This window comes from Kocuria sp. GQ42 (genome assembly GCF_059758435.1).
Genome location: NZ_JCAXEN010000006.1, coordinates 155,299 through 177,842, shown reverse-complemented (window position 1 = coordinate 177,842; position 22,544 = coordinate 155,299). Strand labels below are relative to the sequence as shown.

Sequence of the window (22,544 nt, the reverse complement as noted above, 5' to 3'; positions counted from 1 at the left end):
ACTACTACCGTCAAGCGGCGCCCGTCCCGGATTATTCCCGCCCCGGTCCGCCTAGGGTGGACGCATGCCCCTCCCCCACTTCCGTCCCACCGGCACCGGCACCGTGGACCCGGGCGCCGTCGTCACCGGCGAGCACTACCGCATCAGCGTGCTGAGCCCCGGGCTGCTGCGCCTGGAGTACAGTCCCGCCGGCCGCTTCGAGGACCGCCCGTCCGCGTTCGCCGTCGACCGCCGGTTCCCGGTGCCGGACTTCCGGGTGCGGCACACGGCGGCCGGGCTCGAGCTGAGCACGGAGCGGATCCACCTCAGCTACGACGAGCGGGCCTTCAGCCCGACGGGACTGTCCGCGCAGATCCGCGGCGGCGTGACCAGCTACCACAGCGTGTGGCGCTACGGCGTCCCCGCCCCCACCCTGGGCGGGACCGCGCGCACCCTGGACGAGGCCGACGGCCCGATCCCGCTCGAACCGGGCATCACGTCCCGCGAGGGCTTCGGGGTGATCGACGACTCCACCTCGGTGCTGCTCACGGACGACGGCTGGTACGCGCCGCGCGCCGGCGAGGAGGGCGCCGTGGACCTCTACCTCTTCGGCTGGGGCCACGACCACCGGCAGGCGCTGCGCGACCTCTACGCCCTGTCCGGGCCGCAGCCCGTCCTGCCGCGCTGGGCGCTCGGCAACTGGTGGAGCCGGTACCACGCCTACGACGAGGCCGAGTACCGGGAGCTGGTCGCCGAGTTCGACCGGCGCCGCCTGCCGTTCTCCGTGCTGGTGGTGGACATGGACTGGCACCTCACGGACGAGCACGTGGAGCGCCGGCACGGCTCGGGCTGGACGGGCTACACCTGGAACCGGGAGCTGTTCCCGGACCCGCGGGGCTTCCTCGCGTGGGCGCACGAGCGCGGCTACCGGGTCACGCTCAACCTGCACCCGGCCGACGGGGTGCGCTCCTTCGAGGACGCGCACCCCGCGATGCTCGAGGCCCTGGGGCGCGAGCCGGGCTCGGAGGAGCCCGTGGCCTTCGACGTCACCGACCGGGACTTCGTGGCCGCGTACTTCGAGGTCCTGCACCGCGGCCTGGAGACCGACGGCGTGGACTTCTGGTGGGTCGACTGGCAGTCCGGGCCGCACTCGCGGCTGCCCGGGGTGGACCCCCTGTGGGTGCTCAACCACTACCACTTCCTGGACTCGGGCGCGGACGGGTCCCGTCCGCTGACGCTCTCCCGCTACGCCGGGCCCGGCAGCCACCGCTACCCGGTCGGCTTCTCCGGCGACACCGTCATCTCCTGGGCCTCGCTGGCGTTCCAGCCGTACTTCACGGCGACGGCGGCGAACATCGGCTTCGGCTGGTGGAGCCACGACATCGGCGGGCACATCTTCGGCGCCCGCGACGACGAGCTGGCCACCCGCTGGCTGCAGTTCGGGGTGTTCTCCCCGATCCTGCGCCTGCACTCGGGCGACAACGACTTCATCGCCAAGGAGCCGTGGCGCTACCGCTCCCCCTACGCGGAGGCCATGGAGCGCGGTCTCCGGCTGCGGCACCGGCTGGTCCCCTACCTGCACACCGCCAACCGGGCCGCCGCCGTGGAGGGCGTCCCCCTGGTCCGGCCCCTGTACCACGAGCACCCGGAGGCGGAGCAGGCCTACCGGTACGGCCACCAGTACCTGTTCGGGCCCGAGCTGATGGTCGCCCCGGTCACCTCCCCCGCGGACCCCGTGGTCACCCGTGCGGCCGTGCCGGTGTGGTTGCCGGAGGGGTCCTGGACGGACCTGTTCACGGGCACCGTCTACGACGGCGGGCGGGAGCTCGTGCTGCACCGGGGCCTCGACGACGTGCCCGTCCTGGCCCGCGCCGGCGCGATCGTGCCCCTCGCGGGGTCCGACGACGACGCCGCGCCGGGCCCCGGCAATCCCGGGGAGCTGGAGGTCCTGGTGGTCACCGGCGCCTCGCACCGCACCGTCCTGGACGAGGACGACGACAGCGGCGACGGCCTCGACCCGGCCCGCTGGGCGCGCACCCCGCTCACCCTCGACGCCGCCGCCGGGGAGTTCACGGTCGGCCCGGCGCAGGGCCACCTCGGCTGCCTGCCGGCGGCGCGCACCTGGACCCTCACCTTCATCGGCCTCGAGGAGCCGGCGGAGCCGACCGTGACCGTGGACGGGAGGACCGTCCCGGCCCGCACCGACCGGCGGGGGAACGGCGTACGCGGGCAGCGCACCTCGGTCACCGTCGAGGGGGTCGCCCCCGGGGCGCGCATCGTGGTGCGGTCGGCGGGACTGGGCGACGTGGCCGCCCAGGATCCCGCGGACCGCGTCTTCGACCTGCTCAACGACGCCCAGATCGGCTACGAGGTCAAGCGGCGGGTGCACGAGGCCGTGCGGCGCGACCCCGTGGGGGCGCTCGGACAGGCGTCCGCCCTGGGCGTGGAGGGGCCGCTGCTCAGCGCGCTCACGGAGCTGGTGCTGGCGACGCGGACCTGACCCTGGTCGCCGGAGATCGACCCGTCGCGGCGTGCCCCGCGCACCCGGCCACCGCCCGCGGCGGAGAGCTCACCCGGGGCAGGGGCCCTCCTCGTCCAGGCCCAGCTCGATGACCAGGATGGGCAGCCTCAGCCGTTCCGCGGTGAAGGACACCACGCGGGCGTGCGGGATGCCCTTCTCCCGGACGAAGCGGCAGGCAACCAGTCCGTGGTCACGGTTCTGGCCGATCATCAGCACCCAGTTCCGGCCCGCGGCGTCCAGCGCGTGCGCCTGGCGCTCCAGGTCCCTACCCGCCGGGTCCTTCTCGGTGCTGCGCCGGGCGAAACGGGCCGCGTAGGCCCTCATGTCCTCCTCGGTGCGCAGCAGCCCGGCGGCGACCCGCCGCGCGTCCTGGACCCTCAGCACGGGCGCGATCTGCTCCTCGCGGATCTCGCCGGCCCGGTCCCCTGCCTCCTCGTCGGCGGGCCGGCGCGCGGCGTGGATGATGCGCTCGATCCGGCGCAGGCGGGCGTCGTCCTGGTGCAGTTGCCGGTAGTCGGCGATCAGCGCCTCGAGCTCGGCGTCCAGGTGGTTCCGCTCGGGCTCCTCGGGCTCCTCGGGCTCGTGGCCGTCGTGCGCCGGTCGTGATGGGGACAAGCCGGCCTCCTGGACGCTGGACGGTGACGTTCCCACGTCAACGGTGACGCCCGCAGCGCCTATTCCGCCGGACCCGGGGCGGTGCCGGGGCCGCCGATGCGAGCGGGGTTGGCATCATGGGTGCATGAGTGAGATCAACGACCCCGCCCCGCGTTCCGTCGAGCTGACCCGCACCGCCACCGGCCACTACACCGCCCGCAACGCCGAGGGGGCCGAGATCGCCTTCGGCCGAGGTGAGGGTCTGCTGTCCCCCGTGGAGCTCCTGCTGGCCGCCATCGCCGGGTGCTCGGCCATCGACGTGGACGTCGCGACCTCCCGCAGCTCGGAGCCCTCGGAGTTCCGCGTCGAGGCGACCGGACAGAAGATCCTCGAGGAGAACGGCGCGAACCGCCTGGAGGACCTGCACCTCTCCTTCCACCTCGCGTTCCCCGACGACGCCGCCGGCCGCAAGGCCGCCGGCATGGTCCAACGCCTCGTCACCCTCTCCCACGACAAGTACTGCACGGTCTCGCGGACGGTGGAGCACGGCACCGCCGTCGGCCACGACGTCAGCGTCGACATCGACCGTGCCGCGGGCGAGGCCCCGTAGCCGACCGCACGGGATTCTGCACGGTCGGCCCCGGGCGGGGCAGGAGGACCGATCCCCTGGTGTTCACCGGGCGGTCATGTGCCCGCCGTCCGGGCGGGTCAGGATGACCACGCCTACACTGCGCTCAAGAGACCCTGACCGGAGAGGAACGGCCGATGCCCGACGGAAAACGGCAGTGGATGCCCGCCGACCAGTGGGCCGTGCGGGAGAACCTGCGGGAGTTCATCGACCACCTCACGCAGATGGGCTACACCGTGCCCCACGGGCACGAGGAGGACCCGGACCTGATCGACCCGGGGGGCTCGGCCGTGGAGACCTGGCGGGAGGACCACCCCTACGACGAGCTGATGAGCCGGGAGGAGTACGAGCTGGAGAAGTACAAGCTCCAGATCGAGCTGCTGAAGTTCCAGTACTGGGGCCAGGACCACGACCTCCAGCACGTCATCGTGTTCGAGGGCCGGGACGCCGCCGGCAAGGGCGGGACGATCAAACGGTTCACCGAGTACCTCAACCCGCGCGCCGCCCGGGTCGTGGCCCTGACCAAGCCCTCGGACCGCGAGGCCGGGCAGTGGTACTTCCAGCGCTACATCCGCCACCTGCCCACCGCCGGGGAGATGGTGCTCTTCGACCGCTCCTGGTACAACCGCGCGGTGGTGGAACCGGTGATGGGCTTCTGCACCCCGCAGGACTACGCGTGGTTCATGGACCAGGCCCCGGTGTTCGAGAAGATGCTCGTGGACTCCGGCATCCACCTCACCAAGCTCTGGTTCTCCGTGACCCAGCAGGAGCAGCGGACCCGGTTCGCGATCCGTCAGATCGACCCCGTGCGCCGGTGGAAGCTCTCCCCGCAGGACCTCGCCTCCCTGGACCGGTGGGAGGACTACACCGAGGCCAAGGAGGAGATGTTCCTGCGCACGGACACCGACCACGCCCCGTGGACCACGGTGAAGTCCAACGACAAGAAGCGGGCGAGGATCAACGCGCTGCGCTTCTTCCTGGACCAGTTCGACTACGAGGACAAGGACCCGTCCGTGGTCCACCCGGCCGATCCGCTGATCGTGCGCCGCGGCCGCGACGCCGTCGGCGACTGAGCCCGGGACGACACACCCGGACCGGGCCGGCGGGGGCGTGCCGCCGGCCCGGGCCGGTCAGCCGGTGTTGCGCAGGCCGGCGGCCACCCCGTTGATGGTGATGAGCAGGGCCCGCTGCAGGCCCTCGTCGACCTCCCGGCCCTCGGCGTCCTGCTCCCGGATCCGGCGGAGCAGCTCCACCTGCAGGTAGGAGATGGGGTCGAGGTACTGGTCCCGCACCTCGAGCGTCTGCTTCAGGGTGGGGTTGCCGTCCAGCAGCTCCGCCTGCCCGGTGAGCCGGGCGAGCTCGTCGAGGGTGAGCTCGTACTCGCGGCGGATCACCTCGAACACGTGCTGGAGCCGCTCGGGCACCAGCGCCCGGACGTAGTGGGCGGCGATCTCCAGGTCGGTCTTCGCCACGGTCATCTCCACGTTGGAGATCACCGAGCTGAAGAAGTGCCAGCGCTCCAGCATGGTGCGCAGGTCCCCCTCCATCCCCGCCTCGCGGGCGGCGCGCAGGCCCGAGCCCACCCCGAACCAGCCGGGCACGATCTGGCGGGACTGCGTCCAGCCGAAGACCCACGGGATGGCCCGCAGCCCGGACAGGCCCTTGTCCGACGACGGGCGCTTGGCCGGGCGGGAGCCGATGTTCAGCGCGCCCAGCTGCTCCACCGGGGTGGCGGACAGGAAGTACTCCGGCAGGTCGGGGTCCTCGACCAGGCCCGTGTAGGAGGCGAAGGCGGCGTCGCTGACCACGTCCATGACCTCGCCCCACCGGTCCAGCTCCTCCTCGGTGGACCGCGGGTCCTGGTGCAGCGCCGTGGCGCGCAGCACGGCGGCCAGGGACAGCTCGAGGTTCTCCCGGGCCAGGGCGGGGAGGGAGAACTTGTCGCTGATCACCTCGCCCTGCTCGGTGAACTTGATCTCGCCTGCGAGGACGCCGCTGGGCTGGGCGAGGATCGCGTCGTGGGTGGGACCGCCGCCGCGGCCCACGGAGCCGCCGCGGCCGTGGAAGAGCCGCAGCCGCACGCCGTGCCGGGCGGCGACGTCGCGCAGCCGGCGCTCGGTCCGGTGGATCTCCCACCGGCTGGTCATCACCCCGGACTCCTTGTTGGAGTCGGAGTAGCCGAGCATGACCTCCTGGATGTTCCCGCGCGCCGCGACCACCCGCCGGTAGGCCGGGTCGGAGAGCAGCTCGTCGATGACCTCCGCGGAGCGGCGCAGCTCCCCGACGGTCTCCAGCAGCGGCGCGAAGCCGAGGGTGGCGCGGTCCTGCTCGCCGGTGAGATCCACCAGCCCGGCCTCGCGGGCCAGGATCACGGGGGCCAGGATGTCGTCCGCGTCGCGGGTCATGGACACGATGTAGGTCTCGACGATCTCCTCGCCGTAGGTCTCCTGGGCCCGGGCGATCTCCCGGAAGACCGCGAACGTCCGGTCCGCGTCGCCGTCGAGGTGCACGGCGCCTGTGGACAGCCCCGGCGGGGCGAGCGGGCGGCGGCCGGCGAGCTCTCCGGCGAGCACCGCGGCGCGCGCGCCCCGGTCCATGTCCGCGTACGGCTGGTCCAGCTCGCCCAGCCGGTCGAGCAGCTGCCCCACGGCCTCGTGGTGGGCGTCGGCGTGCTCGCGGACGTCCAGGGTGGCCAGGCCCAGGCCGAAGCCGGCGATGGTGCGGGTCGCCGCGGCGAGGGAGCCGTCGGCGGCGAGCGCGCCCGCGTGGTGCCGCAGCGAGCGGGCCACCACGTCGAGGTCGGCCACGAGCTCCGCGGTGGTCCGGTAGTCCCGGCCCGGCTCGTGGACGGTCTCCTCCGCGAACCGGCGGCGGGTGTTGATCAGCTTGGCCTTGATGCAGGTGAGCTTGAGCCGGTACGGCTCCTGCGCGTTGAGCTCCAGGACCCGCGGGTCCAGGCCGGGCAGGTGGGCCACGTCCCGCTCCACGGACTCGCGGAGCTCGGGGTCGACCTCGACGATGGCGGTGGAGGGGGACAGCCGGGAGACCAGCACGTCCAGGAAGCTCAGGGCGATGTCGACGGCCGCCTGCCCCTGCAACTGGAGGACCCGGCGGGTCATCTCGGGGGTGACGTTGGGGTTGCCGTCCCGGTCCCCGCCGATCCAGGACCCGAAGCGCAGCGGCGGGGGGCCGGCCGGCAGGTGCACGTCGTGCTGCGACAGCTGGTCCTCGAGGTCCGCGAGCAGCACGGGCATGGTCTCGGTGAGGACCTCCCGCAGGTAGTACAGGGCGTTGCGGGCCTCGTCGAGCGGAGTGGGGCGGTTCTGGCGCAGTTCGTCGGTCTGCCAGAGGAGCTCGATCAGCTCGGCGAGGCGCCGGTCCTGGCTGCGGCGCGCGGCGGAGCCCTCGGCGGTCTCGCGGGCCAGGATGTCGGAGAGGTGCCGGATCTTGGTCAGCACGGAGCGCCGGGAGGCCTCGGTGGGGTGCGCGGTGAACACCGGCCGGACGTCCAGGCTGCCCACCGCCTCGCGCAGGGCGTCGGGACCGGCTTCGGCGGCGACGTCGGTGACCGCCGCGGCGAGCCACCCCTCGTCCTCGGGGCGGCGGCCGAGCACGCGCACGCGGTGCACCTGTTCGGCGGCGTTGGCCAGGTGGAAGTAGTGGGCGAAGGCCCGCACCAGGTCCGTCGCCCGGTCCAGGGGCAGGGAGCCGAGCAGGTCGCGGACCTGGCCCGCGGCGTCGTCGGCCCCGGAGGCCTTGGCGTCCTTCGCGTCCTTGGTGAGCCGGCGGACCTGCTCGACCAGCTCCAGCAGCTCCTCGCCGCGCTGGCGGGCCAGGGTCTCCCCCAGCAGGGTCGTGATGCGGCGGACGTCCGCGCGCAGCGGGGCGTCGATCACCTCGGCGCGGTGGCGGTCGGGGGCGGCGGTCCGGTCGTGCTGAGTCGTCATGTCGCGGCTGCTCCTGGCTGGTCGGTCGTCACGGGTGCGCGCACGACCGACGAGCGGTCGCGCCGTCGGTGCCTACCGTGCCAGCCTACCCCGGGTGATCCACGTCGCACGGGCCGCCCCGGGGAGGTCCGTGTGGGACGATCCCTGGAAACCCGTGCCGGACGGGGCAGGGAGCGGTAGGTTCGGCGGTGAGCACACCTCGCGCGCGCCAGGAGGCACAGGCCATGAGCCAGCACCCGCACGGTCCCGGTGGCCCGCACCGTCCGGGCGGCGGGCCGCCCCCGCGGCTCCCCGGCGGACCGGGTCCCGGCACGGTCCCGCCCGGGCCGCCGATGACGGCCCGGCTGCGCCTGCTGCTGCGGCTCACCCTGCTCTCGTTCGCGGTGAACGTGACGGACACGTTCGTGCAGACGGTCGCGGGGCCCAGCGCCCAGCTCCCCGGCATGGAGGACCTGGTGCGGGTGCCGGGGCTCCCCGGCGCCGGGCTGTCCGCCGCGCTGGCGCTCCTCGGCGTGGTGCTGACGACGGCCCTCTACGCGCTGGTCTGGTTCCCGCTGCGCGAGCAGCTGCAGTGGGGCTGGATCCTCGGCATCGTCTTCTGCTCCCTGGCCGTGCTCGGCGACCTCTTCGACCTGGCGGTGTTCCTCCTGGGCGGGCACCTGTTGCCTGGGCTCAGCACCACCGTCCTCGTCGCGGTCAACGTCGTGTGGCTCGTGGTGGCGGGCCACCCCGGGGTGCGGGCGGCGCTGCGCTGACCGGATGAGGAGCGGCCCGGGCGGGACGCGGCCCGGGGCGGTCAGGCGCCGGCGGTGACCGGCGGGGCGGCCGACCAGGGGAAGACGATCCAGTCGTCGGTGGCCTTCCACAGGTAGTCGGGCCGGATCACGGAGCGGGGCTTGCCGTAGATGACGGCGGATCGCGCCTCCGCGCCCAGGCCGCGCAGCAGCTCCAGCACCAGGGCGAGGGTCCGCCCGGAGTCCGCCACGTCGTCGACGACGAGCAGCTTCCGGCCCACGATGGACTCGGTGTCCAGCATCGGGGCGAGCAGGACGGGGTCCGGCAGGGTCTGGTGGACGTCGGTGTAGAACTCCACGTTGATCGCGTCCGAGAGCTTGACCCCCATCGCGTAGGACAGCGCACCGGCCGGGAGCAGCCCGCCGCGGGCCACCGCGATGATGATGTCCGGCAGAAAGCCGCTGTCCACGACGCTCTGGGCGAGCTCCTGGGTCGCTTCGCCGAAGCGTTCCCACGTGAGGATCTCCTTGCCCTCGAGCTCGAGGGCGTCCGCGTGATAGGCCATGCGCCCCAGGCTACCGGAGCCCGGAACGGGTGGAGCCGCACGCCCATTGGTAGTAAGTTCACTGATCAGATCCGTTGTCCACGGGAGACGCCGCGGGGCGCTCCCCCACCGGAGAGGACGCCATGACCCAGTACCCGACGCAGGGCCGCACCGCCCTGCTCGTCATCGACATGCAGAACTCGTACTTCGACTTCCCCGAGCTCGAGGAGCAGCGGGAGTCCGTGACGGAGAAGGTCAACGAGCTGATCCGGGCGGCCCGCGACGGCGGCTGCCCGATCGTGCTGATCCGCACCCAGCACGAGCGGGACGGCTCCACGTGGACCGTCAACATGCAGGACGACGGGCAGGGCTTCGCGTTCCCCGGCACGGAGCAGTCCGAGTACGTGGCCGGTCTCGACACCGAGGGCGGGGCGGGGCTGGTCAAGACCCGGGACAGCGCGTTCTTCGACACGGACCTCGCGGCCCGGCTGCGCAACCTGGGCGCCACCCACCTGATGCTCTGCGGGATCTCCACGCACAGCTGCGTGGCCCAGACCGCGATCGACGCGTTCGCCCACAACTTCCGGGCCGCGGTGGCCCGGGACGCCGTGGCCTCCGAGAACTCGGAGCTCTCCCGCGCGCTGCTGGCCTTCCTCGAGGACGAGATGCGCCAGGACATCCTGCACCAGGACGACGCCGTGGCCCGGCTGCGGGGCTGAGCGCAGCCCCTCCACCGGGCCCGTCATGACGTCGCGCGTCGGGCCCTCCCCCCTCCCGTTCCGCGGCGACCCCGGTCCGGGCCCGGTGCCACAGGGTTTTCTCAAGTGCGCTTTTGCATATTCGCGCTATCAGCACCGCCGCTACTTGAGGAGACATCATGAGCACCTCCACCGGGCCCCGCGAAGTGCTGCGGGACCCGCCACAGCATCCCCGCGGCCGCCGCACGGCCGCCGCCGCCGCCGCGCTCCTGCTCGGCGCCACCGGCATCAGCGCCTCGACCGCCGCCACCGAGGTCGTCCAGCGCAACCCGGGCGGCCTGACCGCCGTGGGACCCGTGAACACCGAGCACGGGTTCCCGGCCTGGTACGAGGACAGCAGCAAGGTCCGCACGGAACTGTGCCTGGACGGCGACAACCCGCTGTGCGCCTTCCCGCCGGGAGACGTCCCCGATCCGCTGAAGCCCATCTCCTTCCCGGACAACTTCCCCGGCGAGGCCTTCTACATGCTCGCCGGCTCCGAGGTCCAGATCCCCGGCGGTGGGGACGCGGTCCTCACCCTCGCCCTGGAGGCAGCCTTCGCCAACGAGAACCCGGTCCCCGGGGACCAGGTCGTCTTCTCCCGCCAGCGCATCGACGTGGACGACGCCGCGCCCAACACCACCCTGACGTTCACGCACCCCTACGGCACCGTGACGGTCGACACCGACGAGCGGGGCCGCGGGCGCCTGGTGGAGGACGTCTCCCCGGCCGTCGGCAACTTCCAGACACCGCTCAAGGGGGACATCGGCCCCTTCCTGCAGTGGGACAGCGGGGCCCCCGAGGGCTACCTGGGCAACCCCGACGTGGAGCACACCGTGACGGGCAGCCCGCTCGGCACGAACTTCTTCGAGGTCACGACCTCGGACGGCGGCACCGCCCGCAACGACCAGTTCTCCGTGATGGGCAAGATCTCCACCAACACGGGGGTGCAGGCCGACCGGGCCGTCGTCGGCGGGGGCCACCTCGACGTCTTCGCCACCAGCCGCGGGGACCAGCTCGAGGTGGTCGGCCAGGACGGCGTGTTCAGCACCACGCCCATGGAGAAGGACGAGGGCGACTCGGAGCGCGCCTACGCCCGCATCTCGTACACGGGCGCCGCTCCGGCGACCGTGACGGTCCGGAACCTCGGGGACAAGCCCGTCAGCAGCGCCGAGGTCGCCGTCACCGACGTCTCGGTCGCCACGGCCGCGACCTACGACGGCACCGCGCTGACCGTCGAGGCGACGTCCGCCTCCGGGACCGCCCCGGAGGTCGCCGGCTTCGGGGCGCTCGCCGCCACCGGCACCGCGAACGTCTACAAGGGCTCGTTCCCCACGCTCGCTCCCCCGGTCGAGGCCACGGTCTCCACCTCCGGGACGAGCCGGACCACCGTGCCCGTGGTCGTCACCGGCGGGGAGGCCTCCCCGGTCGGCGAGGACCCGGTCGATCCCGCCCCGGACCCCGGCCCGGTCACGGACGGCACCACCCCGGACAACCCGGATGTCGAGCAGCCCGCGGCCACCGCGGCCGTCGCGGCACTGCCCGGCTCGGTGGCCCGGGGGATGGCCACGGAGCTGGACGGCAGCGGCTCCGCCAACGCGGCCTCCTACGAATGGTCCCAGCTGAGCGGACCCGAGGTGGCGTTCAGCAGCAAGACCGTGGCCAAGCCGAAGGTCGTGGTGCCGTTCTTCACCACGGTCTCCGCCACGGCGCCCGCCGCCGCCGACCAGGACCCGGTCCTCCAGCTGGTGGTCAGGAACGCCGCCGGGGTCGCGAGCTCCCCCGCGACGATCACGCTGAAGAGCGATGACGTGGTGACCGTCGCGGCGGCCTCACGCCACCGGGTCGGCAAGGAGCTGCGGCTCACCGGCACGGCGCTCGTGCCCGGTGCACCGTCCCTGCTGAACCCGGCGACGTCGGTGAACATCTACAACACGACCTCGGGCACGCCGGTCAAGGTCGCCTCCGCCCCGGTGGACTCGCTCGGCAACTGGGAGTACCGGGCCAAGCCCGGCCCTGGCCAGCGCATCTCGAGCGTGCTCGTGCAGTCCACGCGCGGCGGAGAGGCGAGGGGGGTGGTGGGCACCGGATGAGCATCTGAGACAGCACTCCCTCCAGCCGGCCCGTGCTCCGACCCCCTCGGAGCACGGGCCGGTCCCTGTGTGCGCTCTCGCCCGGACGGGGGCCGGCCGCCCGCAGGGACCGGCGGCCGGGGGGTCAGGGGGCGCAGCAGGAGCAGCCGGGGCCGCACGCGTCGGCGCACCCGTCGCCGTTCTCGTCCTCACCGACGAGCCCCGCCGCCGGAGTGCAGCAGGCGTCCCCCCGCCAGGCCTCCAGCCCCTCCTTCACGGCGAACCCGGCGATGACCAGGGCGGCCAGCGGGTCGGCCCAGGACCAGCCCAGGGTGCTGTTGAGCAGCAGTCCGACCAGCAGCACGGCCGAGAGGTAGCTGCAGATCAGGGTCTGCTTGGAATCGGCCACCGCCGACGCCGAGCCCAGCTCCCGGCCGGTGCGCCGCTCGAACCAGGACAGCAGCGGCATGATCACCAGGCTCACGGCGGCCAGTCCGATGCCGACCGGGGAGTGCTCGGGCTCCGCGGCCCCGAGCAGGGTGCGCAGCGCATCGACGGTGACGAAGGCGGCCAGTCCGAGGAAGGAGAACGCGATCACCCGCAAGGCCACCTTCTCCCGGCGGTGCGGGTCGGGAGCGGCGAACTGCCAGGCGACCGCCGCCGCCGAGAGGACCTCGACGACGGAGTCCAGCCCGAAGCCGATCAGCGCGGCGGAGGAGGCGATGGTGCCGGCGGTCAGGGCGACGACGGCCTCGAGGACGTTGTAGGTGATGGTGCCGGCCACGATCAGGCGCACCCGCCGGTGCAGGACCGCCCGGCGTGCCGAGGTGAGGGGGCCGGGCCCCAGCGTGCGGGAGCTCATGCGCAGGTGCATCCGGCCGGGGAGCAGCAGGTGGGGTCCACGGTCACCACCAGCTCCAGCAGGTCCCCCAGCGCCGTGCCGAGGCGGGGATCGGTCAGCCGGTACCAGGTGCTGCGCCCCTCGGCGGAGGCCGTCACGAGCCCGCATCCGCGCAGGCAGGCGAGCTGGTTGGACATCACCTGCTTGGACACGCCGAGGGCCCGCGCCAGCTCCGAGGGGCGGCCCGGGGCGTCGCGCAGGGCCAGCAGGATCTGGAGGCGCGTCTCGTCGGAGAGGGCGGCACCCAGCCGGGACAGCGCCGAGGTGTGGGTGGGGGCGACGGAGGACATGCCCTCACGGTACACGTGTTCGTGTACTCACGGCAGGCGGGTCAGGCGCCCCCGGGGTCCTCGTCCTCGGGAAGCTCGTCCTCGGGATCCTCCTCCTCCGGCAGCTCGACCTCCGGGTCCTCGGCCTCGGAGCCGGCGGGCATGTTCGCGAGGGCACCCGCCATCTCGAGGAAGTCGCCGCACTCGAACGGTGTCCTCGCAGGTACCCATCCGGTGGGGGCGTTGAGGAACGAGGAGCGGTCCAGGGAGAGGATGCCGAGGATGACCTCCGCGATGATCCTCCCGCCGACGGGGCCCAGCGTCCTGCCGCCGAGCAGCTCCGCCTCCTTCAGGATGTAGTACCAGAGCGGTGCCCGGCCGTTCCAGCCGGGGTCCGTAAGCCCGAGCCTGTCGTTGGGGATCGGTGCCACGCCCATGGCCTTGGCGACGTCCTGGCCGGCCGGCAGGCCGAGCCGCTTGCCCCGCACCAGGTTCCGGTGGGCCAGGGAGAGGATGGCGCCGTCGACGTGCTGCACCACGGTCGGCGGGAGCTCGTTGAGCGGGAGCGCCAGCTTGGTGTCGATCAGCCGTGTCATGTTGCGGTCGTCCGGCTCGCTCATCCCGGGGACGTCGAAGAAGTAGTTCCAGTCGGCCCGTGCGATGGTCGGCAGCGGACGGGAGCCGCGGAGGTCGTTCGCGGGGTGCCCGAAGAAGGGAATGGTGACCGCGTCGTGCATCTCGTACTCGGCGCGGATCATGCTGTGGCCGAACCGATAGGCGGCCACCGAGTACTCGATGGGCATCATGGGCCGGGCGGGATTGCCGGGTTTGTAGAATCTGCAGTCCACCCCGGTCGGTCCGCCCCTGCGCGGCTTGAGCATGCCGGCCACCAGCCCCTTGCCCACCATGCGGGGCAGGAAGTCGTGCACGATCAGCCACTGGTAGTGCCACCGGGTCATCTGCTGCGCCTGCTGGAACGTCCTGCCCTCGTCCACGAACCTGTTGTGCAGCTGCAGGAAGGTGAGGTGGAACTGGGCGACGATCAGGTTCTCGTCGTTGCGGTGGTCCCCGATGATCGCGGTGCCGTCCGCGTTGCGCGGCAGGTCCGGGAAACCGTCGTGGTTCTGCCCGATGCGCATCCGGCGCCGATCGGCCGGGTCGTAGAGCTGGGGATCGGCGGCCGGCCCCCTGCCGTAGACGGAGCCCAGCTCGAAGAAGGGGGTGTCGAAGTTGGTGAGCCCCTTCGGGTCCATGTTCTGCTGCGGCATGGGCGTCTTGTCGAGCGTCATGTCATGGTCGATGAACTGCCCCAGATAGGCGTAGCCGGCAGGAATGTCCGGGTTGTCGAACCCGTCGTTGCTCAGCGAGACGTCGGCCAGCGGCGGGGTGCGGTCGACCATCTGCTGCGCGAGGTCCGCCAGCAGGTCGTCGCTCGGGGCGAAGGCCGGGAGTTTCTTGAACATGACCCCGAAGCGTCCCTCCTTGGTCCGCCCCGCGGTGACCGCGATGTCGGAGCCGCGCGGTGCCCCCGTACCGTGGCCGGACCGGGCCGCGCTCAGCACGCGAGCCGCAGCAGGGGCCGTGGATGCGGGAGCCTTGGGCGCGGCATGGGCCTGCCCTGTGACCGGCAGCGCGGCCAGGCCGGCCATCACGCCGGTGAGGACGCCTCTGCGCGAGACGCCCTCCGCCGCCGTCTCCTCCGGCACGCGGATCCTCTTCGTGGTTTTCATCGGATGCCCTTCCCCCCCCTAGCTGGTGCATGTGCAAACAGACAACGGTGCGGGTCTTGGAAATACCTTGCAGATGCCCCGTTCATGACCTGAAGGAGCGGGCCCGGGACGAGGGGAGTGGCGAGTCCCGGGCCCGCTGGTGCGGTTGCCGCCGAGCGGCGGCGGGCTCAGGGCCGGGGCAGCAGGACCGTGGCTTCCAGGTCGTCTGCGGGAACGGTGCCGAAGTGCCGGGAGTCGACCGACACCCCCCGGTTGTCGCCCATGACGAAGACGTGTCCGTCGGGGACGGTGACCGGGCCGAAGTAGGTGCCGTCGATCCGGCTGTGGTCGACGAAGGGCTCGTCGACCGTCCTGCCGTCGACGACGAGGAGGGAGTCCTCGATCGCCACGGTCTGTCCGCCGGTGGCCACCACCCGCTTCACGGTCATGCTGCCGTCGTCGGGGTGGGGGAAGACGACCGCGGTGCCCGCGGACACCGCGGCGGGATCGGGATCGAGCTTCAGCAGCAGCGCCACGCTCTTCTGCCCCATCGTGGGCTCCATGCTGTCCGAGGCGACGACCACGGGTTCGATCAACCAGGCCCGGGTGGCCAGGACCAGGGCCAGGCCCAGCAGCACCGCCCAGACCGTCCGCCGCCCGATGGGCCGGTGACGTGTCCGGTCCGGCTTCTGCCGGGTCGGGACGGGGGCCGGTCTCAGCTGCACCATGTCAGCTCATCCTCTCTTCTCGGGACAGCGGGTCCGCTGCGCCCGGGCGGCTGGTACGACAGGTACACGTCATCTGCCGGCACGCGGATCCTTGGTCTGCCCCTTCTTCCCGGACTTCTTGGTGGGCGTGGGCGACGGCGAGACGGACGGCGACGGCGAGGGCGAGGGCGAGGGCGAGACGGACGGCGACGGCGTGGCCGACGGCGAGGGCGAGATGGACGGCGACGGCGTGGCCGACGGCGAGACGGACGGCGCGGGCGAGGCCGACGGCGAGGGGGAAGGAGTGGTGCTGCTCGTTCCCGCCGGCACCGCCGGGTCCGCCGTCATCGGATCGTTGGGGTCCGGGTCCACGGACTCGCCGACCTGGTACTGCGCCATCATGTCGTGGTCCTCGTGGACGAGGTTGTGGCAGTGCACCATGTACCGGCCCTTGTGGGGTCCGAACTTCATGAGCAGCCGGACGGTCTCCCCCTCGCCCACGTAGACGGTGTCCTTCGGCCCCTTCTCGTAGGCGAACGGAGCCCGGCCGTTGCGTCCGATGATCTTGAAGTCGATGAGGTGGATGTGCATGGGGTGGAACCACCCGCCCGAGGAGTTCTCGAACTCCCAAATCTCCGTGGCCCCCAGCTCGACCTCCGCCATCACCTTGCGGTAGTTGCTGGCGATCACGTCCGCCCACGTCTCCCCGTCGATCGTCCAGGTGCTGTCGTCGCGCTTCACCCGGAAGTGTCGTCTCCTCGTCGACTGGCTCTCCTGCAGATCCATCACCTCGCTGCCGACGAGAGCGGTGGGAATCCGGTTCCAGGTGGGGTCGGACGTGTCCACGGGCTCGTCCACGACGTCGAAGGCCATGATCTTGTTCGTGAAGTCGTAGTCGACGTTGTTGTCGTTGGACAGGTTCTGCAGTTCGATCCGCTGTCCCGTCCTGTACTTGCTGAAGTCGACGAGGAACTCGTAGCGCTCGGCGCTGGCGTGCCGGTACTCGCGGACCGACTGGGCGCTCGGCATCAGCCCGCCGTCCGTGGCGACCATGACGAGCGGGTCCCCCGTGCTGAGCCGGGGCCGGAAGGACCGGGAGATGCAGCAGTTGAGGAAACGGAACCGGTAGACCCGCTTCTGCACCTTCATGACGGGCCAGGGCCTGCCGTTCACGAGGATGACGTCCCCCCACAGCCCCGACCGGCTGTTGTCGTCGTAGCCGAGAGCTCCGTTGGCGGCGAACATGGCGTCGGAGACGGTGAGCGCGACGTCGTACTTCCCCCGCGGCAGGAGCCGCTCCGAGTTGGCATCGTGCATGTGGTACTGCCCCGCCAGCCCCGAATAGGCGTTGAGCGCGGTGTGGTGGACCCCGTGGTCGTGGTACCACAGGGTCCTGGCGCCCTGGAAGTTCGGGTACTTGTACGTCTTCTGGAATCCCGGGCGCGTGATGTCGCTGGCATAGCCGTCGTACTGGGGCAGCGACGCGGAACCGTGCAGGTGGGTGGACGTGTCCAGGCTGTGACCGTCCAGGGCGTGCTGGCGCGGCAGCTTGTTGACCACGGTCAGCTCGACCTTCGTGCCCTGGTAGACGTCGATCGTGGGGCCCGGGAAGATGCCGTTGTAGCCGAGAATGGGCGTCAGGAGACCCGCCTTCGGCAGGATCTGGGCTGAGGCGGCCTGCTCCGTGACCGTGTAGTACTTGATGGGCTTCCCGTCGACGGGATCGATCGTGGGCCGGCCGAGCGGGTCGTCAGCACCGAGAACGGGCGCCTGGGCGAACTCGGTCCGGAACGGCCTCGGCATCAGGGAGTCGGCGAGCGCGCTCGCCGACTTGGCGTTGACCGCTGTCGTCGGCACGCCCAGAGCCGCCCCTGCGACTCCCAGCCCGCCCAGCAGCAGGACGTTTCTTCTCGAGACGGCCATGATGTTGCTCCCCCTTGGATCGGGACCGTTGCGCTCCGCGCGGTCCCGCGTTCTGGTCATGACATGTGGTGGAACGACCTGCCCCCCGACCGGGTCGTTCCGTGCGGTCAGCGTCCTCTGCTGCCGCTGTGGTGTTCGGTACCCATCGAGAGGCGCACGTCGCCGGCTCCGGCGAGCGTCAGTTCGAGGGCTTTGTCGGGCACCTCGAAGACCAGCTCCGCCTGCACGGTCTCGTTCTGCGCGAGCGGAGCCTCGGAGGGCGACGCCCAGACCACCTGCGACGTGCGGCCCCCGAGCCGTTCCACCACGTAGTCGTCGGCGTTGAAGTCCAGGCCTTCGGGCTCCATCGCGGTGAGCTCCAGCAGGACGATCACCAGGTGGGCGCCGCTCGGAACGTCTCCGCTGAGCTCCGCAGGCACGTCCCGTCCCTCCTGGGCGACGAACTGCGTGTACGGCATGACCCCGTTGAGACGCGCGAGCCCTCCGGGCACGGACCCGGAGGCTCCGAGCATGGTGCCCGGCTCCTTCTCCGCGGAGAGGGCACCGTGCGCCAGCACCAGAAGGACCGCCAGCAGGAACAGCGCCGGCGGCATCCAGCGGTGGCGTCCCCGCCGGACCGGCGGGGTGTCGATGACGGCTGTTGAGTCCTGAGTGGTCATGACCCCACGGTCGGCACGGAACCTTGGAGAAACGTTGCGGTGCGGACCGATCTCCTCCGCACGTCGTCAGGTCGGGGGACAGTCGCCCCGTGTTCATGACGTTCCATGTCGCAGACCGGTGCCGGTGAAGGCTGCGGTCGGGCCCGTCCGGCCCTCTGGGCGGGCTGCTTCCAGGCGGTCGAGGCCCGGACTCCCGGGGCCCGGCGCCCTGTGCGCCGGTCGTTCCCTTTGGCACACCCCTCAGATGGGGGGTGCCCTACCCCCCATCCGGTGCTGTTGGCCGAGGGGGGCCGCCCGCCACAGTGGAGGCACTTCGGGGGGAGTGATCACGATGGATGTTTCTACTGTCGACGTTCGAACCGCAGCCAGTGCCACGGGGGCCAGGCTGTCGGTGCAGGTCATCGGTCCGTTGGTGGTCCGGTGCGGGAGCCGGACCCTGACGTCCAAGGAGCTGGGGGGTCCCCGGCAGCGGCGGATCCTCGAGATCCTTCTCCTGCACCTGGGGACACGGGTGTCGAAGCAACGACTCGTCGATCTGCTGTGGGGGGACGACGCACCCGCGGCGGCTTCCGCGAACCTGGAGAGCTACGTCAGCGTTCTGCGCCGGCACCTCCAGCCCGGGCAGGGCAGGAACGGTCCGCTGAGGACCACGAACGGCGGCTACGTCATCGACGCCGCCCTGGTGGATCTGGACCTGCCCCGCTTCGAGCGACTGCTGGAGACTGCGATGCGCTCCTCCGCCCGTGAGGCGGATCTGCTGCTGCACCGCGCGCTGGGCATGGCCTCGGGCTCCTTGCTGGAGGACGAGCAGGACTGCGAGTGGATCGAGTCCCAGCGCAGCGCCTTCGCGGCTCGAGTGACCGAGGCCCGTGTACTGCTGGCCGAGGCAGACCTCGAGCTGGGCCGCTGCGAGGAAGCCGTGGCCCAGGCCCGGAAGGTGGTCGCGGCCGACCCGTTGAACGAACGAGCCTGGACCGTGCTCGTGCTCGGGCTCGAAGGGGCTGGGCGCTCGGTCGAGGGCCTGCAGGCCTACGAGCAGTGCCGGCGGACCCTGGACCACGAGCTGGGATGCGCTCCGTCCGGGGTGCTGCAGTTGGCCTACACCCGCATGCTGCAGGCCACGGCCGCGACCGGCGACGAGCTGGGCCAGGCCCTGACGGCCCTGCTGGTGCTCCACAGCCGGGCCGGCGACCCCGACTGGATCCCTGGCGCCCGCGTCCCGCTCGCCAGGCAGGAGGCGGTCTCGGTGCTCCAGGCCTTCCTGGGCCGCAGCCTGAGCACGGCCGCATAGGGGGTGGAGGCGTGAGCTGGTGCAGCCGACGGCGTTTACGAACCGAATGCCGCCTTGTCAACCCCCAAACAGATGACACCCGCCCGCTTGGTTTCCATGATTTGCAATCGGCATACTACCCACACGTAGTACAGGGGTTGCCGGGGGGCTGGTCCGACATGGACGCTGACATTGCGGAGGGGCGCGCGGCGCGCACCTCGATCCTGGTGGTGGACGACCACACCACCTTCGCGGAGCTGCTGACCGGCGCGCTGGGCCAGGAGCCGGACCTGTGCAGCGTCGGCGTGGCCGACGACGTCGAGTCGAGCGTCCGCCTGTGCGCGGCGCTGCGGCCCGATGTGGTGGTCATGGACTACCACCTCGCCGGCGGCAACGGGGTGACCGCCTCCGCCCGGATCCTCCGGGACCGGCCGGGGACACGGATCGTCATGCTCACCGGTGACCCCACCCAGCACGTGCTGGAGGCCGCCGCGAGCACCGGGATCTGCGCGTTCCTGCCGAAGGACGGCTCGCTCGCGACCCTGCTGGAGACCATCCGCAGCGCCCGCTGCGGCACGATGGCGGTCCACCCCTCACTACTCGCGGCCACGGATCCGGCCCGCCGGCCGGACCCCGGGGTGCCGGCGCTCACCCGGCGCGAGCTGCAGGTCCTGCGCCTGATGGCCGAGGGGCACAGCGTGGGCGCGAACGCACGACTGCTGAACATCACCCCGAACACCTGCCGCGGCTACGTGAAGACGATCCTCGTCAAGCTGGGGGCCCACTCCCAGCTGGAGGCGGTCGCCGTGGCCTCGAGGCTCGGCCTGCTGACGGTCCGGTCATGAGACGCCTGCTCTCGCGCGCGGACCGCGCCGACCCGGGGGCCGCGGTCGTCTTCGACGACTGGCCGATGCCCCCGCCGGCCCCGCCGACCGACCGGTCCGAGGTGCGGGCCGCCGTGCGCAGGTTCCTGCTCACGGGACTCGTGGTGCTGCTCGTCGCCGCCGTGCCCACCACCTGGTGGATCCGGGCCGTGGCCGAGGAGCACGCCGTCGACAGCGTTCTGCGCATCACCCAGCGGCTGGCCACCTACGCCGTGGCGCCGCTGATCACCGACGACCTGCTCGCGGGCGACGCGGCCGCCACGGCCCAGCTGGACGTGCGGATGCAGCCCTGGCTGAACGACGGGACGATCCACCGGATCAAGATCTGGGACGAGGAGGGCACGATCGTCTACTCCGACGAGCACGAGCTCGTGGGGCAGAACTACGGCCCGCCCTCGTGGGACGAGGACCTCGTGGCCCGGGGCGAGGGGGTCGCCACCATCGAGCACCAGCAGGCGGCGGAGAACTCCCACGAGTCCGGCGCCGGGCAGCTGGTCGAGGTCTACGTGGGGTTCGTCCCCGCCGGCGGCGAGCAGCTGGTCTTCGAGGCGTACTACGACGACTCGATCGTGCGGGACGAGCAGCGCTCGGTGCTCATGGGCATGGCGCCGGCGCTGCTGCTGACCCTGGCGCTGTTCCAGCTGGCGCAGCTCGCCCCGGCGGTGGGTCTGGCCCGCCGGATCCAGGCCCACCGGACGGCCCGCGCACAGCTGCTCCAGCACGCCGTGGACGCCGCCGAGCTGGAGCGGGTGCGGGTCGCCCGGGACCTGCACGACGACGTGATCCAGGACCTGGCCGGCCTGTCCTACTCCCTGGAGGCCCAGGAGATGACGGCCGACGTCCCGGAGCAGCGCAGTGCGCTGGGCCGGTCCCGGACGATCCTGCAGGGCAGCCTCCGCACCCTGCGCGGGATCACCACCGCCCTGTACTCCCCGGACCTGCTCACCCTGGGGCTGCCGAAGGCCCTGGCCCGGCTCGCGGACCCGCTGACCCAGCGGGGGATCGACACGTCCGTGCAGATCGGTCCCGCGGTGTTCCTCACCCCCGAGCAGGAGGGCATGTTCCTGAAGGTGGCGCGGGAGGCGTTCGCGAACATCTCCAAGCACGCCCACGCGTCCACGGTGAGCCTGCGCCTCGGCGTGGAGCACGGCGCCACGGTGCTGACGATCAGCGACGACGGCACCGGCTTCGACGACTCCCGGGGCTCCCCGGAGGGCCATCTGGGCCTGCGGATCATGCGGGACATCGCCGACGCCGCGGGGGCCGCGCTCGAGGTCCGGTCGCAGCCGGGCGTCGGCACCACGGTGCTGGTCACCCTGCCCCACGACGCGGTCACGACGCGGCTCTGAGCGGCCCGCCCGGGGGTCCGGCCGCCGGGGCGGGGCTACGCGGCGGTGCCCGCGGGCAGGTCGGCGGTCATGTCCTCGACGTAGCGGCGCACCTCGGTGCCGAAGAGCTCGATGCTGCGCCGCATCCGGGCGTGGTCCAGGGTGCCCACCGCGTACTTGAGGTCGAAGCGCGAGGCGCCGAGCGCCGCCGAGGACCGGACGATCTTGCGGGCGACCGTCTCCGGGGAGCCCACGAAGTAGGCGCCCTCCGGCCCGCACATCGCGTCGAACTCCGCGCGGGTCAGCGGGCCCCAGCCGCGCTCCCTGCCGATCCGGGCGTGCGTGTACGCCTGGTGCGGGAAGAACTCCTCGCGGGCCTGCTCGTCGGTCTCCGCGACATAGCCCGGGGAGTGGAAGGCCACCGGCTGCGGCTCCTTCTCGAAGTGCTCGAGGGCCTGGCGGTAGTAGTCGGCGAAGGGCGCGAAGGCCGAGGGGCTGCCGCCGATGATCGCGAAGATGACGGGCAGCCCGTAGTGGGCGGCGCGGACCACCGAGTTGGGCGAGCCGCCCACGGCGATCCACGTGCGCAGCGCGCCGGCCTCGGTCTTGGGGTAGACCTCCAGGCCCTGGATGGGCGCGCGCAGCCGGCCCTGCCAGTCGATCCGGCCCTCGGTGCGGAGCCGGTCGAACAGCTGCAGCTTCTCCTCGAACAGCGCCTCGTACTCGTCCAGCGGGTAGCCGAACAGCGGGAAGGACTCGGTGAAGGAGCCGCGGCCCAGGATGACGTCGGCGCGGCCGGAGGAGAGGGCGTCCACGGTGGCGAAGCGCTGGTAGACCCGCACCGGGTCGTCGGAGCTGAGCACGGTCACCGCGGAGCCCAGGCGGATCCGCTCCGTGACCGTGGCGATGCCGGCGAGCACCGTCTCCGGCGAGGAGACCGCGAAGTCCTCCCGGTGGTGCTCGCCGATGCCGAAGAAGTCCAGTCCCACCTGGTCGGCCAGCACCGCCTCGGCCACGACGTTGCGGATCACCTGAGCCCCGCCGAGCATCCGCCCGTCCGGCCCGGGGTAGAGGTCGCCGAAGGTGTTCAGGCCGAGCTGGATGGTCATGCGGGGCTCCTCGTCGCAGATTTTGTGG

The 22,544-nt window shown here is 72.1% G+C and carries 19 protein-coding genes; 9 read left to right on the top strand and 10 right to left on the bottom strand.

Going from position 1 to position 22,544, the window contains the following annotated elements:
* The first annotated feature begins 64 nt into the window (after positions 1 to 64).
* Complete coding sequence (locus tag AC6CH6_RS13530; protein WP_498255523.1) at positions 65 to 2,479, top strand: glycoside hydrolase family 31 protein; 2,415 nt, start codon at positions 65 to 67, stop codon at positions 2,477 to 2,479.
* Between the two features lie 69 nt (positions 2,480 to 2,548).
* On the opposite strand, the gene AC6CH6_RS13525 is transcribed toward AC6CH6_RS13530, so the two are convergent.
* Positions 2,549 to 3,115: a hypothetical protein gene (locus tag AC6CH6_RS13525; RefSeq protein ID WP_498255522.1), complete on the bottom strand. Its 567-nt coding sequence runs from the start codon at positions 3,113 to 3,115 to the stop codon at positions 2,549 to 2,551.
* Between the two features lie 124 nt (positions 3,116 to 3,239).
* Here AC6CH6_RS13525 and AC6CH6_RS13520 point away from each other — a divergent pair, with 124 nt between their 5' ends.
* Both AC6CH6_RS13520 and ppk2 read left to right on the top strand, forming a co-directional pair.
* On the top strand, positions 3,240 to 3,704 hold the full coding sequence (locus AC6CH6_RS13520) for an OsmC family protein (protein ID WP_498255521.1): 465 nt from the start codon (positions 3,240 to 3,242) through the stop codon (positions 3,702 to 3,704).
* A 155-nt stretch (positions 3,705 to 3,859) separates the two neighbouring features.
* The gene (gene ppk2 / locus AC6CH6_RS13515) at positions 3,860 to 4,795 is read left to right on the top strand and encodes a polyphosphate kinase 2 (RefSeq protein ID WP_095649865.1); all 936 of its coding nucleotides are present in this window, start codon (positions 3,860 to 3,862) and stop codon (positions 4,793 to 4,795) included.
* A gap of 57 nt (positions 4,796 to 4,852) precedes the next feature.
* On the opposite strand, the gene ppc is transcribed toward ppk2, so the two are convergent.
* Entirely contained in the window at positions 4,853 to 7,669 is a 2,817-nt protein-coding gene (gene ppc / locus AC6CH6_RS13510; RefSeq protein ID WP_498255520.1) for a phosphoenolpyruvate carboxylase, read from the bottom strand.
* Positions 7,670 to 7,893: 224 nt separating this feature from the next.
* Between ppc and AC6CH6_RS13505 the strand changes: the two genes are divergently transcribed.
* The gene (locus tag AC6CH6_RS13505; RefSeq protein ID WP_498255519.1) at positions 7,894 to 8,424 is read left to right on the top strand and encodes a hypothetical protein; all 531 of its coding nucleotides are present in this window, start codon (positions 7,894 to 7,896) and stop codon (positions 8,422 to 8,424) included.
* Positions 8,425 to 8,465: 41 nt separating this feature from the next.
* On the opposite strand, the gene AC6CH6_RS13500 is transcribed toward AC6CH6_RS13505, so the two are convergent.
* Positions 8,466 to 8,969 carry a phosphoribosyltransferase gene (locus AC6CH6_RS13500; RefSeq protein WP_498255518.1) on the bottom strand — a complete coding sequence of 168 codons (504 nt, stop codon included), beginning with the start codon at positions 8,967 to 8,969 and terminating at the stop codon, positions 8,466 to 8,468.
* A 122-nt stretch (positions 8,970 to 9,091) separates the two neighbouring features.
* On the opposite strand from AC6CH6_RS13500, the gene AC6CH6_RS13495 reads away from it, so the two are divergent.
* Together AC6CH6_RS13495 and AC6CH6_RS13490 are read left to right on the top strand one after the other, a co-directional pair.
* Positions 9,092 to 9,667 (top strand): cysteine hydrolase family protein, encoded by a 576-nt coding sequence (locus AC6CH6_RS13495; protein WP_498255517.1) that lies wholly within the window; start codon positions 9,092 to 9,094, stop codon positions 9,665 to 9,667.
* Between the two features lie 158 nt (positions 9,668 to 9,825).
* Positions 9,826 to 11,778, top strand: a complete 1,953-nt coding sequence (locus AC6CH6_RS13490; RefSeq protein WP_498255516.1) for a hypothetical protein — start codon at positions 9,826 to 9,828, stop codon at positions 11,776 to 11,778.
* Between the two features lie 124 nt (positions 11,779 to 11,902).
* Here AC6CH6_RS13490 and AC6CH6_RS13485 read toward each other — a convergent pair whose 3' ends face one another.
* The 6 genes from AC6CH6_RS13485 to AC6CH6_RS13460 all read right to left on the bottom strand — a co-directional run bounded on the left by AC6CH6_RS13485 (position 11,903) and on the right by AC6CH6_RS13460 (position 17,925).
* Positions 11,903 to 12,619 (bottom strand): cation diffusion facilitator family transporter, encoded by a 717-nt coding sequence (locus AC6CH6_RS13485; protein ID WP_498255515.1) that lies wholly within the window; start codon positions 12,617 to 12,619, stop codon positions 11,903 to 11,905.
* Complete coding sequence (locus AC6CH6_RS13480; RefSeq protein ID WP_498255514.1) at positions 12,616 to 12,948, bottom strand: ArsR/SmtB family transcription factor; 333 nt, start codon at positions 12,946 to 12,948, stop codon at positions 12,616 to 12,618. The genes AC6CH6_RS13485 and AC6CH6_RS13480 overlap by 4 nt, the downstream gene beginning before the upstream one ends.
* A 41-nt stretch (positions 12,949 to 12,989) precedes the next feature.
* Entirely contained in the window at positions 12,990 to 14,657 is a 1,668-nt protein-coding gene (locus tag AC6CH6_RS13475) for a peroxidase family protein (protein ID WP_498255513.1), read from the bottom strand.
* Positions 14,658 to 14,824: 167 nt separating this feature from the next.
* Entirely contained in the window at positions 14,825 to 15,364 is a 540-nt protein-coding gene (lepB, locus tag AC6CH6_RS13470) for a signal peptidase I (protein ID WP_498255512.1), read from the bottom strand.
* A 69-nt stretch (positions 15,365 to 15,433) separates the two neighbouring features.
* Positions 15,434 to 17,326, bottom strand: coding sequence for a multicopper oxidase family protein (locus AC6CH6_RS13465; RefSeq protein ID WP_498255511.1), 1,893 nt, complete (start codon positions 17,324 to 17,326; stop codon positions 15,434 to 15,436).
* Between the two features lie 47 nt (positions 17,327 to 17,373).
* Positions 17,374 to 17,925: a hypothetical protein gene (locus tag AC6CH6_RS13460; protein ID WP_498255510.1), complete on the bottom strand. Its 552-nt coding sequence runs from the start codon at positions 17,923 to 17,925 to the stop codon at positions 17,374 to 17,376.
* Between the two features lie 331 nt (positions 17,926 to 18,256).
* On the opposite strand from AC6CH6_RS13460, the gene AC6CH6_RS13455 reads away from it, so the two are divergent.
* From AC6CH6_RS13455 to AC6CH6_RS13445, 3 genes are all read left to right on the top strand, one after another.
* Positions 18,257 to 19,216 carry an AfsR/SARP family transcriptional regulator gene (locus AC6CH6_RS13455; protein ID WP_498255509.1) on the top strand — a complete coding sequence of 320 codons (960 nt, stop codon included), beginning with the start codon at positions 18,257 to 18,259 and terminating at the stop codon, positions 19,214 to 19,216.
* A 158-nt stretch (positions 19,217 to 19,374) separates the two neighbouring features.
* Positions 19,375 to 20,040 (top strand): response regulator, encoded by a 666-nt coding sequence (locus AC6CH6_RS13450; protein ID WP_498255508.1) that lies wholly within the window; start codon positions 19,375 to 19,377, stop codon positions 20,038 to 20,040.
* Positions 20,037 to 21,428, top strand: coding sequence for a sensor histidine kinase (locus AC6CH6_RS13445; RefSeq protein ID WP_498255507.1), 1,392 nt, complete (start codon positions 20,037 to 20,039; stop codon positions 21,426 to 21,428). Before AC6CH6_RS13450 ends, AC6CH6_RS13445 begins: the two co-directional genes overlap by 4 nt.
* 35 nt (positions 21,429 to 21,463) lie before the next feature.
* On the opposite strand, the gene AC6CH6_RS13440 is transcribed toward AC6CH6_RS13445, so the two are convergent.
* Positions 21,464 to 22,516, bottom strand: coding sequence for an LLM class flavin-dependent oxidoreductase (locus tag AC6CH6_RS13440; protein ID WP_035925458.1), 1,053 nt, complete (start codon positions 22,514 to 22,516; stop codon positions 21,464 to 21,466).
* Between the last annotated feature and the right edge of the window lie 28 nt (positions 22,517 to 22,544).

Bases quoted from the DNA above. Each gene is read 5' to 3' on its own strand.
- AC6CH6_RS13530 (WP_498255523.1), top strand. From the start codon at position 65: ATGCCCCTCCCCCACTTCCGTCCCACCGGCACCGGCACCGTGGACCCG.
- AC6CH6_RS13520 (WP_498255521.1), top strand. From the start codon at position 3,240: ATGAGTGAGATCAACGACCCCGCCCCGCGTTCCGTCGAGCTGACCCGC.
- ppk2 (WP_095649865.1), top strand. From the start codon at position 3,860: ATGCCCGACGGAAAACGGCAGTGGATGCCCGCCGACCAGTGGGCCGTG.
- ppc (WP_498255520.1), bottom strand. From the start codon at position 7,669: ATGACGACTCAGCACGACCGGACCGCCGCCCCCGACCGCCACCGCGCC.
- AC6CH6_RS13505 (WP_498255519.1), top strand. From the start codon at position 7,894: ATGAGCCAGCACCCGCACGGTCCCGGTGGCCCGCACCGTCCGGGCGGC.
- AC6CH6_RS13500 (WP_498255518.1), bottom strand. From the start codon at position 8,969: ATGGCCTATCACGCGGACGCCCTCGAGCTCGAGGGCAAGGAGATCCTC.
- AC6CH6_RS13495 (WP_498255517.1), top strand. From the start codon at position 9,092: ATGACCCAGTACCCGACGCAGGGCCGCACCGCCCTGCTCGTCATCGAC.
- AC6CH6_RS13490 (WP_498255516.1), top strand. From the start codon at position 9,826: ATGAGCACCTCCACCGGGCCCCGCGAAGTGCTGCGGGACCCGCCACAG.
- AC6CH6_RS13485 (WP_498255515.1), bottom strand. From the start codon at position 12,619: ATGAGCTCCCGCACGCTGGGGCCCGGCCCCCTCACCTCGGCACGCCGG.
- AC6CH6_RS13480 (WP_498255514.1), bottom strand. From the start codon at position 12,948: ATGTCCTCCGTCGCCCCCACCCACACCTCGGCGCTGTCCCGGCTGGGT.
- AC6CH6_RS13475 (WP_498255513.1), bottom strand. From the start codon at position 14,657: ATGAAAACCACGAAGAGGATCCGCGTGCCGGAGGAGACGGCGGCGGAG.
- lepB (WP_498255512.1), bottom strand. From the start codon at position 15,364: ATGGTGCAGCTGAGACCGGCCCCCGTCCCGACCCGGCAGAAGCCGGAC.
- AC6CH6_RS13465 (WP_498255511.1), bottom strand. From the start codon at position 17,326: ATGACCAGAACGCGGGACCGCGCGGAGCGCAACGGTCCCGATCCAAGG.
- AC6CH6_RS13460 (WP_498255510.1), bottom strand. From the start codon at position 17,925: ATGACCACTCAGGACTCAACAGCCGTCATCGACACCCCGCCGGTCCGG.
- AC6CH6_RS13455 (WP_498255509.1), top strand. From the start codon at position 18,257: ATGGATGTTTCTACTGTCGACGTTCGAACCGCAGCCAGTGCCACGGGG.
- AC6CH6_RS13450 (WP_498255508.1), top strand. From the start codon at position 19,375: ATGGACGCTGACATTGCGGAGGGGCGCGCGGCGCGCACCTCGATCCTG.
- AC6CH6_RS13445 (WP_498255507.1), top strand. From the start codon at position 20,037: ATGAGACGCCTGCTCTCGCGCGCGGACCGCGCCGACCCGGGGGCCGCG.
- AC6CH6_RS13440 (WP_035925458.1), bottom strand. From the start codon at position 22,516: ATGACCATCCAGCTCGGCCTGAACACCTTCGGCGACCTCTACCCCGGG.